Origin of the sequence: Rhizobium tumorigenes (assembly GCF_003240565.2) — a bacterium.
Lineage (GTDB): Bacteria > Pseudomonadota > Alphaproteobacteria > Rhizobiales > Rhizobiaceae > Rhizobium > Rhizobium tumorigenes.
Genome location: NZ_CP117255.1, coordinates 2896869 through 2911307, shown reverse-complemented (window position 1 = coordinate 2911307; position 14439 = coordinate 2896869). Strand labels below are relative to the sequence as shown.

Sequence of the window (14439 nt, the reverse complement as noted above, 5' to 3'; positions counted from 1 at the left end):
TGATCATTCGCCCCCACATCGCCGGTTTCATTTCTTTCCAACTCCGGGCATGGTCTGCCGCAATGAACAACGATTCCTCCGATCTGTTCGGCGCGCTTGCGAAGGTGCCGCCGGTGACGCGTACTGTGCCCGTTCTGGTGCCTATGCCTGCGCCTCGGCCCTATTCCTATGCCGTGCCCGAGGGTATGGCGGTCGAGCCCGGTTCGATCGTGCAGGTGCCGCTGGGTCCGCGCCAGGTGATCGGCGTCGTCTGGGACGGGGGCGATGACAACGGTGTCGACCCCAAGAAGCTGCGGCCGATCACCCGTGTTTTCGACTGCCCGCCGCTCGCCAAGGAAATGCGCGACTTCATCGACTGGGTCGCGACCTACACGCTGTCGCCGCCCGGTCATGTGGCACGGATGGCCTTGCGCGTGCCGGCGGCCTTCGATCCGGAGCCGATGGTCGAGGGGCTCAAGTTTGTCGGCGGCGCGCCCGACCGGCTGACGCCGGCCAGAAGCCGCGTGCTGGAAATGGCCGTCGGCGCGCCTTCGTGGACGCGCAGCGGCCTGGCCCACGCTGCCGGCGTGTCGACAAGCGTGATCGACGGTCTGGTAAAGCAGGGGGTTTTCGAGACTATCTTCCTCACCCCGCCGCCTGTCGTTGCCAAGCCCGATCCGGAGTTCGTGGCGGCCCGGCTGGAGGGGCCGCAAAAGCAGGCGGCGGTCGAGGTGATCGACGAGGTCAGGAAGGCGACGTTCTCGGTATCGCTGATCGACGGGATTACCGGATCCGGCAAGACCGAGGTCTATTTCGAGGCGATTGCCGAAACCCTGCGGCAGGGACGGCAGGTGCTGATCCTGCTGCCGGAAATTGCCCTGACAGCAAGCTTTCTCGAGCGTTTCCAGCAGCGCTTCGGGTCGAAGCCGGCCGAATGGCATTCCGACCTTGCACCTCGGACCCGGGAAAAGGTCTGGCGGCAGGCGGTCACGGGGGATGTGCGCGTTGTCGCCGGTGCGCGCTCGGCGCTGTTCCTGCCGTTCGAGGATCTCGGGCTGATCATCGTCGACGAAGAGCACGACCCTGCCTACAAGCAGGAGGATCGTGTCTTCTACAATGCCCGCGACATGGCCGTGGTGCGCGCCCGGATCGGCGATTTCCCGGTCGTGCTGGTGTCGGCGACGCCATCGGTCGAAAGCCAGGTCAACGGCCAGAGCGGCCGCTACAGCACCATCCACCTGCCGACGCGCTTCGGCGATGCCGCGTTGCCGGATCTGCACCTCGTGGATATGCGCCGGCATGCTCCGGATCGCGGCGGTTTCCTGTCACCGGTGCTTTTGCGCGCGGTTGGAAAGACGGTCGCGGACGGGCACCAGGCGCTGCTGTTCCTCAACAGGCGCGGTTATGCACCGCTGACCCTCTGCCGGGTCTGCGGCCACCGCTTCCAGTGCCCGCAATGCTCCAGCTGGCTGGTCGAGCACCGGTTTCGCCAGCAGTTGCAGTGCCACCAGTGCGGTTACGCGGAGCGGACGCCGGAAGCCTGCCCGGAATGCGGCACCTTCGATCATCTCGTCGCCTGCGGCCCGGGCGTCGAGCGTATCGCCGAGGAGGTGGAGAAGCATTTTCCGGATGCAAGGACAATCGTCCTGTCCTCCGATATTCTCGGTGGCGTGAAACGCCTGCGGCTGGAGCTGGAGGCCATTGCCAATGGGGAGGCGGATATCGTCATCGGCACGCAGCTGGTGGCCAAGGGCCACAATTTCCCGCTGATGACGCTGGTCGGTATCGTCGATGCCGATATCGGGCTTGCCAATGGCGACCCACGGGCGGCCGAGCGGACATTCCAGCTGCTGAGCCAGGTCACCGGCCGCGCCGGCCGGACCGGGCTGAAAAGCCATGGCCTGCTGCAGACCTACCAGCCGCAGCATCCCGTCATGCAGGCGATCGTCTCGGGCGATGCGGCTGCGTTTTACGAACGCGAGATTTCGGAGCGGGAGAGAGCCCTGCTGCCGCCGTTCGGACGGCTTGCCTCGATCATCGTCTCGGCTGAAACGCGCCAGGATGCCGAAACCCATGCGCGCGGTATGCGCAACGCCGCGCCCAGCGTGCCGGGCATTGCCGTACTCGGTCCGGCGGAAGCGCCGCTGGCGCTGGTGCGCGGCCGGCATCGGTTCCGGCTCCTGGTACACGGCCGGCGCAATTCGGACATGCAGGGTTTTTTGCGCACCCTGCTGGCGCAGGGGCCGAAGGAGCGCGGCTCTGTCAACGTACAACTCGATATCGACCCGCAGAGCTTTTTGTAATCGGACCGCTGCCGACAACATTTCCGGTCGAGCCGAGGGCTCCGCATCCATATTTCCTCGACACAGACTTCGTGCCATAAGGCCGGCAAGCTTCATCTAACTTGGGAACGGTGATGGAATTTTATTTTCCGACGGAACGGGGCGAACAGCTCGCCTATTGCGCTGCTGCCTTTACGGCTTTGCTCGGGCTATTCATGATGTTTGCGCCCGGCTATGCCTATCGCATTCTCGGTCTGCAGCCGCGCGAGGGTCGCCTCGGCGCTTATGCGGAGGCCCGGTCGATGGGCGGATCCTATATAGGCTTCGGTCTGATGGCGATCCTTCTGGCACAGCCCATGGTTTATCTGGCGCTCGGCACGTCTTTCGCGCTTGCAGCATTCGGAAGGATACTGTCGCTGATGTCGGACCGTGGAAACATCGTCGTCAACCTCGTGATGCTTGTCATTCAGATCACTCTTGCAGCTTTGCCGATTATCTATTTTCTCGGCTGGATTTGAGCAGAATTTGACCTGCGCCAACTCGTCGCGGGCAGATTTCGGGTTTTTGCGGCAGAAATCCCCGCGAAAGGCGCAATCGGGACCGAGGTGTGTTGCGAGTCTCAACTTCCTATGTTAGACGGGCTCGGAAATGGGAAGAAGCGGGGGCATCTCCCGCGGATTTCTTGGGGGAAATCAAAACCAATTCAAAGTCCTAGGCATCCGCACGCCCGGATCCTAACTTTAGGGTTGAAATCAGGGAAAATTGTGCCCGTGGCAGACACATCCCATCCTATATCCGGTGTGGCAGAGCGATATGCATCGTCTTTGTTCGAGCTTGCGCTCGCCGAGGGCGCCATCGCCCAGGTGACTGCCGATCTCGACCGTTTCCAGGCCATGCTCGACGAAAGCGAAGACTTGCGGCGTTTCGTTGCCAGTCCGGTTTTCTCGTCCGGAGACCAGGTCAAGGCCATCGAGGCTTTGTCGGCCAAGGCTGGGATCACCGGTTTCTTCGCAAACTTCCTGAAGGTCGTTGCGCGTCACCGTCGTCTTTTTGCGCTGCCGGGCATGATCCGCTCTTTCCGCCTGATCGCTGCCGAGCAGCGTGGCGAAGTCACTGCCGAGGTCAGTTCCGCGCATGCGCTGACGGCGGAGCAGGAAAACGAATTGAAGGTAGCGCTGAAGAGCGTTACCGGTAAAGAAGTCACGGTCGCCGTAACGGTGGACCCGTCTATTCTTGGTGGTTTGATTGTGAAAGTGGGGTCGCGACAGATTGATACGTCGCTACGCACCAAACTTTCTACCCTTAAGCTTGCATTGAAAGAGGTTGGCTGATGGATATCCGCGCCGCGGAAATTTCCGCAATTCTGAAAGACCAGATCAAGAATTTTGGCCAGGAGGCTGAGGTTTCCGAGGTCGGCCAGGTTCTCTCCGTCGGTGACGGCATTGCCCGCGTCTACGGACTGGATAACGTCCAGGCCGGCGAAATGGTCGAGTTCCCCGGCGGAATTCGCGGCATGGCCCTCAACCTCGAATCCGACAATGTCGGCGTCGTGATCTTCGGGTCCGACCGCGACATCAAGGAAGGCGACATCGTCAAGCGCACCGGCGCCATCGTCGACGTTCCTGTTGGTCCGGAACTGCTCGGCCGCGTCGTTGACGCGCTCGGCAATCCGATCGATGGCAAGGGCCCGATCAACGCGACCCGCCGTTCGCGCGTCGACGTCAAGGCTCCCGGCATCATCCCGCGCAAGTCGGTGCATGAGCCGATGTCGACCGGCCTCAAGGCCATCGATGCTCTCATCCCGGTTGGCCGTGGCCAGCGCGAGCTTGTCATCGGCGACCGCCAGACTGGCAAGACCGCCATCATTCTCGACACGATCCTCAATCAGAAGGCCATCCACGACAACGGCCCTGATGCTGAAAAGCTCTATTGCGTCTACGTCGCCATCGGCCAGAAGCGCTCGACGGTTGCCCAGTTCGTGAAGGTGCTCGAAGAGCGCGGCGCGCTGAAGTACTCGATCATCGTCGCTGCCACCGCGTCCGACCCGGCGCCGATGCAGTACCTCGCACCGTTTGCCGGTTGCGCCATGGGCGAATACTTCCGCGACAACGGCCAGCATGCTCTGATCGGCTATGACGATCTTTCCAAGCAGGCCGTCGCCTATCGCCAGATGTCTCTGTTGCTGCGCCGCCCGCCAGGCCGCGAAGCCTACCCAGGCGACGTTTTCTACCTGCACTCGCGTCTTCTCGAGCGTGCTGCCAAGCTTTCCGACGAAAAGGGCTCCGGTTCGCTGACGGCTTTGCCGGTCATCGAAACACAGGGCAACGACGTTTCGGCCTTCATTCCGACCAACGTGATCTCGATCACTGACGGCCAGATCTTCCTTGAAACCGACCTGTTCTACCAGGGTATCCGCCCGGCTGTGAACGTCGGCCTGTCGGTTTCCCGCGTCGGTTCAGCCGCCCAGGTCAAGGCGATGAAGCAGGTTGCCGGCTCGATCAAGGGCGAACTTGCCCAGTATCGCGAAATGGCTGCCTTCGCGCAGTTCGGCTCGGATCTCGACGCCTCGACGCAGCGCCTGCTGAACCGCGGTGCACGCCTGACCGAACTCCTGAAGCAGCCGCAGTTCTCGCCGCTGAAGACGGAAGAGCAGGTCGCGGTGATCTTCGCCGGTGTGAACGGCTATCTCGACAAGGTCGCTGTCGCCGATATCGGCAAGTTCGAGCAGGGCCTGCTGTCTTATCTGCGGTCTGACGGCAAGGATATCCTTGACGCCATTCGCGACCAGAAGGCCATCAGCGACGATATCAAGGGCAAGCTCCAGGCTGCCATCGATACCTTCGGCAAGTCTTTCGCCTGATCTAGGCATCACTTTAGGACGGATAACGGATGCCTTCACTTAAGGATCTGAAAAACCGGATCGCCTCCGTCAAGGCGACGCAGAAGATCACCAAAGCGATGAAGATGGTCGCAGCGGCGAAGCTTCGGCGTGCTCAGGAGGCGGCCGAGGCTGCCCGCCCTTACTCGCAGCGCATGGGCGCCGTGCTTGCAAACATCACGCAGGCCGTCGGCACCAGCGATGAGGCGCCCGCGCTGATGCGTGGAACCGGTCAGGACAAGGTTCATCTGCTGGTCGTCTGCTCGGCAGAACGTGGTCTCTGCGGCGGTTTCAATTCGCAGATCGCCCGATTTGCCCGCGACCATACCCGCAGGCTGCTGGCCGAAGGCAAGACTGTCAAGATCTTCACCGTCGGCAAGAAGGGCTACGACATCCTTCGCCGCGAATTTGCGTCGCTGATCGTCGAGCGCAAGGAACTTCGCGACGTCAAGAAGATCGGCTTCGGCAATGCCGATGAAATCGGCAAGCGCATCGTCGAGATGTTCAATACCGGCGAATTCGATGTCTGCACGCTGTTCTACTCTGAATTCAAGTCCGTGATATCGCAGGTGCCGACGGCGCTGCAGCTTATCCCGGCGATCGTGCCGACTGCACCTGTCGCTGCTGAAGCGACCCAGGCCAATGCGATCTATGAATACGAACCCGATGCCGCGTCGATCCTGACGGATCTGATCCCGCGCAACATCTCGGTCCAGGTTTTCCGCGCGCTCCTCGAGAACGTTGCCGGTGAGATGGGCGCGAAGATGAGCGCGATGGATAACGCGACCCGGAACGCTGGTGAGATGATCAACAAACTGACGCTCAGCTACAACCGCCAGCGTCAGGCGCAGATCACCAAGGAACTCATTGAAATCATTTCGGGCGCGGAAGCGCTCTGAGGTTAGGAAGAGGGTAAGAATATGGCTATGGCAGCTACCCCCGCAGCAGCAGCGCCTGCAGTCGGTTCGACCGGCAAGGTCACGCAGATCATCGGACCCGTCGTTGACGTTGTGTTCGACGGCGAACTGCCGAAGATCCTGAATGCGCTGGAAACATTCAACAATGGCAACCGCCTGATCCTGGAAGTTGCCCAGCACCTCGGCGAGAACGCCGTCCGTACGATTGCGATGGATGCGACCGAAGGTCTGGTCCGTGGCCAGGTTGTGACGGACACCGGAACGCCGATCATGGTTCCGGTCGGCCCGGAAACGCTCGGTCGCATCATGAACGTCATCGGCGAGCCGGTCGACGAAGCAGGTCCGCTGGTCACTGCGAACAAGCGTTCGATCCACCAGGAAGCGCCTGCCTATATCGAGCAGTCCACTGACGCGCAGATCCTCGTTACCGGCATCAAGGTCGTCGACCTGCTCGCACCTTACGCCAAAGGCGGCAAGATCGGCCTGTTCGGCGGCGCCGGCGTTGGCAAGACCGTTCTGATCATGGAATTGATCAACAACGTCGCCAAGGCGCACGGCGGTTACTCCGTGTTTGCCGGCGTCGGCGAACGCACCCGCGAAGGCAACGACCTTTACCACGAAATGATCGAATCCGGCGTGAACAAGCTGGGCGGCGGCGAAGGCTCGAAAGCAGCGCTCGTCTACGGTCAGATGAACGAGCCACCAGGTGCACGCGCCCGCGTAGCCCTTACCGGCCTGACGATCGCCGAAGACTTCCGCGACAAGGGACAGGACGTTCTGTTCTTCGTCGACAACATTTTCCGCTTCACGCAGGCAGGTTCGGAGCTGTCGGCTCTGCTTGGCCGTATTCCTTCGGCCGTGGGCTATCAGCCGACACTGGCCACCGACATGGGCCAGATGCAGGAACGCATCACGACGACGACGAAGGGTTCGATCACATCGGTTCAGGCGATTTACGTCCCCGCCGACGACTTGACCGACCCGGCGCCTGCCACCTCGTTCGCCCATCTGGACGCAACGACAAACCTGTCGCGCTCGATCGCCGAAAAGGGCATCTACCCGGCTGTCGATCCGCTCGACTCCACCTCGCGCATGCTCGACCCGCTGGTCGTCGGCGAAGAGCACTATGAAGTTGCCCGTAAGGTTCAGTCGACGCTGCAGCGCTACAAGGCACTGCAGGACATCATCGCCATCCTCGGCATGGACGAACTTTCGGAAGACGACAAGCTGTCGGTTGCCCGCGCCCGCAAGATCGAGCGCTTCCTCTCGCAGCCGTTCTTCGTTGCCGAAGTCTTCACCGGCGCTCCGGGCAAACTCGTTGCGCTCGAAGACACGATCAAAGGCTTCAAGGGCCTCGTGAACGGCGATTACGACCACCTCCCTGAAGCCGCCTTCTACATGGTCGGCACCATCGAGGAAGCGGTCGAAAAGGCAAAGAAGCTGGCTGCTGCCGTTTGATGCTTGTCGGTGGCGCCAGGCTTTGCCGGCGCCACTGCCTTACCAAAGACAATCGAGAAGTGACGGTCCATGGCTGATTTCAAATTCGAACTGGTGTCTCCCGAGCGGCTGCTGCTGTCAGAAATGGTGACGGCTGTCGTCATTCCGGCGAGCGAAGGCGAGATGACCGTCATGGCAAACCATGCACCGACCATGACCACCATCAAGCCAGGTGTGGTCAGCGTCCGCTCTAGCACCGGCGCGAAGAAGGACTATGTGGTTTTCGGCGGATTTGCAGACGTCCTGCCGACAGGCTGCACGTTGCTGGCCGAATCCGCTGTTCCGGTTGACGAGCTGCAGCGCGACGAGCTGACGCGCCGCATCGACGCGGCACAGGCTGAGCTCAACGATGCTGTGCATCATGAGCACAAGTCGAAGCTCGAGCAGTTCATCATGGAACTTTCGCATCTGCAGGGTAGCGTTATCCGCGACTGAGACAGAGTGTCAGGAAGAAATCTCTAAAGCGGCTTCGGCCGCTTTTATTTTTTGAACCGGCTTGTCCGTCGGATACTGATTTTCTCCGCAAAACCTCCCGCCAATCCGCTTTCCTTCGTGGATCGAAACCCTATGATAGCGGGATGGGAGCCATCGGGCCTGGGAGAGTTCTAGTGTTTCAATCCAATTTGTTTGCCAACCGGACCGTCGTCGTGACGGGTGCGGGCCGTGGGATCGGGCTTGAGGTAGCGCGGCAGTTTCTCGACTGCGGCGCGCGCGTGATGGTGCATATCGGCCGTGATGAGAGCCGCCCGTTGCCGGATTGTCTCAGCGACGCTAAAAATACAGGGCGTGCCGTGACCTTTGCCGCCGACTTCGGTACTGCCGATGGCACGTCTGCCTTCGTCAAGGCCGTTGGCGAACACGCTGGCCAGGTGGATGTGCTGGTCAACAACGCCGGAACGATGCTGGGACGCTATCCGGCCGCCGACCTCACCGACGCGCAATATCAGGCCGTGGTGCAGCTCAACCAGACAGCTGTCGTCGAGGTCACACGTGGCCTGCTGCCGCTGCTGAGAGCCTCGGGACAGGCGGCCATCGTCAACACAGTCTCGATTTCCGCGCTGACGGGAGGCAGTCCGGGTTCGGCAATCTATTCAGCCTCGAAGGCTTTCGTTGCCACCTACTCGAAGGCCTTGGCGCGGGAACTGGCGCTGGACGGTATCCGCGTCAACTGCGTATCGCCGGGGACGATCACGACAGAATTCCACGAGCGCTATTCGTCCGAAGAAAAACTCGAGGCGACCCGACGCACGATCCCGTTGCAGCGTCTAGGGACGGCCGAGGACTGCGCGCCGGCATATCTGTTCCTGTCGGCGCCATCCTTATCCGGCTACATAACGGGCCAGGTTATCGAGATCAATGGTGGGCAGCTGATTTGCTGATGGGAAAGCGTTGAGCACATTCGAAACTACTGCGCATGTCGGGCGAATTGCGCGTCGCGATGGCAACATGGCTCGAAGCCTTCGGAGCGTGCCTGAAGAGGTGCCTATCGCCTTTTCCTATGGCGGCTCCTCGCATGCCGTGATGATGGGGACACCTGCCGACCTCGAGGATTTCGCTGTCGGCTTCAGCCTCACGGAGGGCATCGTCACCACCACGGGAGAGATCGCCGCCGTCGAGGCTGTCGAGGATGACCAAGGCATCGACGTGCAGATTACGCTTGTCGATGCGGTGGCGGACGCGTTGCGCACCCGCAAGCGTCACATGGCCGGGCCGGTCGGCTGCGGCTTGTGCGGCATTGAGTCGATAGAGCAGGCGGTGCGCCCGGTACCGGATGTCTCGGGTGTCGGCCTGACACTGACCATGGCCGAAGTCACCGGCGCCGTTGCCCTGCTCAATGCAGCGCAGCCGCTGCATCGCGAGACGCGGGCGGTGCATGGGGCCGGCTTCTATCTGCCGGGGAGGGGACTTTCGGCCGTGCGCGAGGATGTCGGCCGTCACAATGCGCTGGACAAGCTGTGTGGTGCGGTCGTTCGTGCCGGTCTCGACGCCAGCGCAGGCGCGGTGGTCGTTACCAGCCGGTTGTCGGTCGAGATGGTGCAGAAGGCCGCCATCCTCGGCAGTGCCGTGCTGATTGCGATTTCCGCCCCAACGGCGCTCGCCATACGGACGGCGGAGGCGGCGGGCATGACGCTGATTGCGCTGGTCCGGGGGGAGGATTTCGAGATATTCACCCACCCCCGGCGGGTTACCGACGCGACGCTTGACTGAGCGAGGCCGTATGCTGTCCCAGCTCCTGGGCTCGCGGCTAGAATTCCTCCCAGCTCTCTGCGACTGCTGCTGACGAACCGCTGCTCCTTGCCGCCCGCATCACCGGTTGCCGGGCCAGCGATGGCGCGGTCCGTGGGCGTTGTGAGGCGGTTGCTGCGCGCGATGGGCCGTCGCCGCCAACCCCAAACTGCGCGAGCAGTGTCTGCAACTCCTCGGTCTCATGCGTAAGTTTGTGGCTGGCCGCAGTGTTTTCCTCGACCATGGCGGCGTTCTTCTGGGTCGCATGGTCCATGGCGTTGACGGCCTGGTTGATTTCCTTGAGGCCGAGTGACTGTTCCTTCGAGGCCACGACGATGGCGATGACATTCTTGTCGATGTCGCCGACCTGCTGAACGATCTCTTCAAGCGCCTTGCCGGTCTCGTCGACCAGCGCGACCCCATTTTTCACCAATTGGCCGGATTTGTTGATCAGCCCCTTGATCTCCTTGGCAGCCCCGGCGGAGCGCTGGGCGAGTTCGCGGACCTCCTGGGCAACGACTGCAAAGCCCTTTCCGGCCTCGCCGGCACGGGCAGCCTCGACGCCGGCATTCAGCGCCAGCAGGTTGGTCTGGAAGGCAATATCGTCAATGACGCCGATGATGCTGCTGATCTCGCGCGAAGATTGTTCGATCTGGCCCATCGCGGCAACTGCGTTGCGCACCACATTGCCCGATTGCTCGGCGCCTTGCCGTGTCTGGGCGACAAGCCGTCCCGCTTCGTCCGCCCGCTTGCTGCTGTCGTTGACCGCGGTCGTGATCTCCTCAAGGGCTGCCGCCGTCTCTTCGATAGAGGCGGCCTGTTGCTCCGTGCGCTTGGACAAGTCGTCTGCTGCCGTTCCGATTTCGCGCGAGCCGGCTGCGATGGCGCCCGCGTTACCGCCAATCGTCTCCATGGCGGCCAAAAGCTTGCCCAGTGCGTCGTTGAAATCGCGACGCAACTGCTCCATCGAGGGGACGAACGGCGTGTCGATGGTCTGGGTAAGATCGCCTTCCGCCAGTGCCTTCATGCTTTCGCCGAGTTTAGCAATGGCGCTCATGCGGCTGGTGACATCCGTCGCAAATTTCACGACCTTGAAGACCTTGCCGTTGGCATCGTGGATCGGATTGTAGGCGGCCTGGATCCATATTTCGCGACCTCCCTTGCCGAGGCGGACGAACTCATTGGCGACAAACTCGCCACCGGCCAGACGGCGCCAGAAGTTCGCGTAGTCCTCGGAGCGGCTGTAGGCCGGGTCGCAGAACAAGCTGTGATGTTTGCCAACTATCTCGCTGAGCGAGTAGCCAAGTGCATTGCAGAAATTTTTATTGGCAACGAGGATTTCGCCTGTCGGTGTAAATTCGATGATGGCCTGGGACTGGGAAAGCGCATTCAGCTTGCCGGCATTCTCGACAGATTTGACATGCTCGGCGGTGATGTCGGAGGCGAATTTGACGACCTTGTATGGCTTGCCACTCTTTTGAACCGGGTTGTAACTTGCCTGGATCCAGACATTCCGGCCGCTCTTGCCAATTCGCCTGAAAACGGCCGAGGCATACTCGCCACGGCCAAGGCTGGCCCAGAAATTGCGATATTCCTGCGACGCGCCGTATTCCGGGTCGCAAAACATGCTGTGGTGCCTGCCGACGACTTCGCTCTGCTGGTAGCCGAGCGCGTTGCAGAAGTTCTCGTTCGCTTTCAGGATCTTGCCTGTCAGGTCGAATTCGATCACCGCCTGTGATCGCGAGATGGCGTCGAGTATATGCTGGGCGTCTGAAGTCAGTCCGAAGCTCATAGCAAGGTGCCTCATTTCCTGGCGCAGCCTCACGCCGGCGCCATTGCTCCATTGAAACCTCCAGGCACGACAACAGCCCTCCTCAGGCGCATCGCACGAAAAGGCGTTGGCCGATCCATCTGGAACGACCGCATCTGATATTCGATTTGTTAGGTGCGCCAGAGTTGCACTGGCTGTCTGCGTTTAAGCTGTGGGCAACATGATGTCGCAATATAAAAATGGATAAAAATAGTTAAATTTCGGTATATTCTAAATAAACAATAAAACTAAAGATTGTAGCTCGGCACTATTTCTGCTGCGTCGCTGTTCTACGCGTAATGGCAATAAAAAAACCGCCCCGGAACGGAGCGGTTTCATGTGTGGAGGGCGATGGCTGCTTAAGCGGCCATGTCCTCTGCGTCGGTTTCCTTGAACATCTTCGCCAGGTTGAGAAAACAGATCATACCGTTTTCCGTGGCAATGATGCCTTCGCAATAGGAACGATCAAAGGAAGCGGTGACTTCCGGGACCGGCTGCACCTGGTCCGAGCCGATCGTCAGGATGTCCGAGACGCGATCGACGAGCATGCCGATGACCATGTTGTGGACTTCGGCGACGACGATAGCGCTGCGTTCGTTGGCGACGGTGCTCTTCATGCCCAGCTTGTAGGCAAGATCGATGATCGGGATCACCGAGCCGCGCAGGTTCATGACGCCGATGACGTCAGAAGGTGCATGCGGGATCGGGGTTGAAGGAGCCCAGCCGCGGATCTCGCGAATGGTTGTCGTCTTCACGCAGAATTCCTGCTCGTGAAGCCGGAAAGCGATGATCTCGAGGGTCTCGCCGCTGAAACTCGTGGTCGTGATGGTTGCCATTAGAATTCTTCCCAATTTTCCTGAGCAAGCGCGGATGTGGCCCCGCGACCGCTGGCGCGAGCGGCCTTTACCCTCGATACGGGCGCCGAGCCCGTCGTCACTCTGGCATCGGGACGCCCTGATCGAATCATAGCGGAAGAGTGTTGCCCAAATCTAAACTGCGCCAACAACTCGCGCAGGCTCTCGGCCTCGTTGGCGAGACTGCTGCTTGCCGCTGTCGTCTCCTCGACCATGGCCGCGTTCTGCTGTGTGTTCTGGTCCATGGAGTTGACGGCGTTGTTGATCTCTTTCAGCCCGGTTGCCTGCTCCCGCGCAGCAACTACGATCGCCGAAACGTTCGTGTCGATCTCGCCGACCTGGCGGACGATGGTGTCCAGTGCGCGGCCTGTTTCGTCCACCAGCGACACGCCGTTCTTGACCTGCGTCGACGAAGTGGTGATCAGGGTCTTGATCTCCTTGGCAGCCTTTGCCGAGCGCTGTGCGAGTTCGCGGACTTCCTGGGCGACGACTGCAAAGCCCTTGCCGGCTTCCCCGGCCCGTGCTGCCTCGACGCCGGCGTTCAAGGCCAGCAGGTTGGTCTGGAAGGCGATGTCGTCGATGACGCTGATGATGTTGCTGATTTCGCGCGACGACTTGTCGATTTCCCCCATCGCATTGACGGCGTTGCGGACGACGGCTCCGGAGAGCTCGGCCCCGCTTCTGGTCTGGGCCACCAGATTGGCGGATTCCTCGGCCCGACGTGCGCTGTCGGCAACCGTCTGGGTGATCTCCTCCAAGGCAGCGGCTGTCTGCTCCACGGCGGCGGCCTGTTGCTCGGTACGCCGTGCAAGCTCGTCGGAAGCTGTGCGGGTCTGGCTTGCGCCGGCAGCAATCGCGTTGGCATTCTCGGCCACGACGCGCATGGCCGATTCCAGCTTCTCGACGGAGTTGTTGAAGTCGACGCGGACCTTTTCAAGCGTCGGAATGAAAGGCTTTTCGATGCGCGATACCAGGTCGCCATTGGCAAGCGCCGTCAGGCCAGCGGCCAGTTCTGCGACTGCGCGGACGCGTTCTGTGACGTCGGTTGCGAATTTGACGACCTTGAAGATGCGACCGTTCATGTCCAGGATAGGGTTGTAGGAAGCCTGAATCCAGACGACCTTGCCGCCCTTGCCGATCCGCATGAACTCTTCCGCGATAAACTGACCGGAGGAGAGTGTTTCCCAGAACTTCCTGTAAGCCGACGTTGAAACATAGGCCGGGTCGCAGAATATCTGGTGGTGACGTCCGCGGATGTCCTCGAGCCTATATCCAAGGAGCGACAGGAAGTTTTCGTTGGCCGTAATGATCTCTCCACCAGGCGTAAATTCGATCACGGCCTGGACTCGGGAAATCGCATTGAGCTTGCCTTCGGCATCGGCCGCGCGCAATTTTGCGTCGGTGATGACACTGGCGAATTTGACCACCTTGCTGGGTTTGCCGTGCGACAGCACAGGATTGTAGGTCGCCTGGAGCCAGACTTCGCGTCCGTCCTTCCCAAGTCTTTTATACTCTCCGGAATCGAACTTGCCGTCACCGAGATTGGCCCAGAAGGTGCGGTACTCGCTGGATGCGACATAGGCGGGGTCGCAGAAAATGCTGTGGTGCCTGCCGGCGATATCCTGCAGCTTGTAGCCAAGCGTATTGCAGAAATTCTCATTGGCGGTGATAATCTTGCCCGTCAGATCAAACTCGATGACTGCCTGGGATTTCATGAGGGCTGCGTTGATCGCCTTGGCTTTGGTCCCGGAACTGAACGGTATGATCGACATGGAATTTTCCTCCAATCAAGCAATTTCGTCGAGGCACACTTCGCCAATCAGCAGAATGTAAAATGTGAGCGTCGCCCATTTTCATTTTATATTCTATCTAATTTGTAAGTATGGCTGATTATTTGCTGCGGGTTGAGTTATTTGTAGTTCAGGCGAAAATTTTAAATTTGCGAAATGTCATTTTTATTTGGAAGTCGTGTATCCGTTGCTATTTGTATTATAAT

Annotated in this window: 12 protein-coding genes; 9 read left to right on the top strand and 3 right to left on the bottom strand. The window is 60.4% G+C overall.

Features of this window, described 5'->3' with window-relative positions; translation table 11 throughout:
- Positions 1-62 precede the first annotated feature (62 nt).
- The 9 genes from PR017_RS14255 to fdhD all read left to right on the top strand — a co-directional run bounded on the left by PR017_RS14255 (position 63) and on the right by fdhD (position 9761).
- The gene (locus tag PR017_RS14255; protein ID WP_111220033.1) at positions 63-2282 is read left to right on the top strand and encodes a primosomal protein N'; all 2220 of its coding nucleotides are present in this window, start codon (positions 63-65) and stop codon (positions 2280-2282) included.
- Positions 2283-2395: 113 nt separating this feature from the next.
- Positions 2396-2779, top strand: a complete 384-nt coding sequence (locus tag PR017_RS14250) for an AGROH133_08824 family phage infection protein (protein ID WP_111219786.1) — start codon at positions 2396-2398, stop codon at positions 2777-2779.
- 246 nt (positions 2780-3025) lie between these two features.
- Positions 3026-3592, top strand: a complete 567-nt coding sequence (locus PR017_RS14245; protein WP_206423167.1) for a F0F1 ATP synthase subunit delta — start codon at positions 3026-3028, stop codon at positions 3590-3592.
- Positions 3592-5121, top strand: a complete 1530-nt coding sequence (gene atpA / locus PR017_RS14240; RefSeq protein WP_111219790.1) for a F0F1 ATP synthase subunit alpha — start codon at positions 3592-3594, stop codon at positions 5119-5121. The genes PR017_RS14245 and atpA overlap by 1 nt, the downstream gene beginning before the upstream one ends.
- Positions 5122-5150: 29 nt before the next feature.
- On the top strand, positions 5151-6038 hold the full coding sequence (locus PR017_RS14235) for a F0F1 ATP synthase subunit gamma (protein WP_111219792.1): 888 nt from the start codon (positions 5151-5153) through the stop codon (positions 6036-6038).
- 21 nt (positions 6039-6059) lie between these two features.
- Positions 6060-7514, top strand: coding sequence for a F0F1 ATP synthase subunit beta (atpD, locus tag PR017_RS14230; RefSeq protein WP_111219794.1), 1455 nt, complete (start codon positions 6060-6062; stop codon positions 7512-7514).
- A 69-nt stretch (positions 7515-7583) separates the two neighbouring features.
- Complete coding sequence (locus PR017_RS14225; protein WP_111219796.1) at positions 7584-7988, top strand: F0F1 ATP synthase subunit epsilon; 405 nt, start codon at positions 7584-7586, stop codon at positions 7986-7988.
- Between the two features lie 173 nt (positions 7989-8161).
- Complete coding sequence (locus PR017_RS14220) at positions 8162-8932, top strand: SDR family NAD(P)-dependent oxidoreductase (protein ID WP_111219798.1); 771 nt, start codon at positions 8162-8164, stop codon at positions 8930-8932.
- 67 nt (positions 8933-8999) lie between these two features.
- Complete coding sequence (gene fdhD / locus PR017_RS14215) at positions 9000-9761, top strand: formate dehydrogenase accessory sulfurtransferase FdhD (RefSeq protein ID WP_240538979.1); 762 nt, start codon at positions 9000-9002, stop codon at positions 9759-9761.
- Positions 9762-9798: 37 nt separating this feature from the next.
- On the opposite strand, the gene PR017_RS14210 is transcribed toward fdhD, so the two are convergent.
- The 3 genes from PR017_RS14210 to PR017_RS14200 form a co-directional block, all read right to left on the bottom strand.
- Entirely contained in the window at positions 9799-11571 is a 1773-nt protein-coding gene (locus tag PR017_RS14210) for a methyl-accepting chemotaxis protein (RefSeq protein WP_111219802.1), read from the bottom strand.
- Between the two features lie 377 nt (positions 11572-11948).
- Complete coding sequence (locus tag PR017_RS14205) at positions 11949-12425, bottom strand: chemotaxis protein CheW (RefSeq protein WP_111219804.1); 477 nt, start codon at positions 12423-12425, stop codon at positions 11949-11951.
- On the bottom strand, positions 12425-14215 hold the full coding sequence (locus tag PR017_RS14200) for a methyl-accepting chemotaxis protein (RefSeq protein ID WP_111219806.1): 1791 nt from the start codon (positions 14213-14215) through the stop codon (positions 12425-12427). Before PR017_RS14200 ends, PR017_RS14205 begins: the two co-directional genes overlap by 1 nt.
- Positions 14216-14439 lie beyond the last annotated feature (224 nt).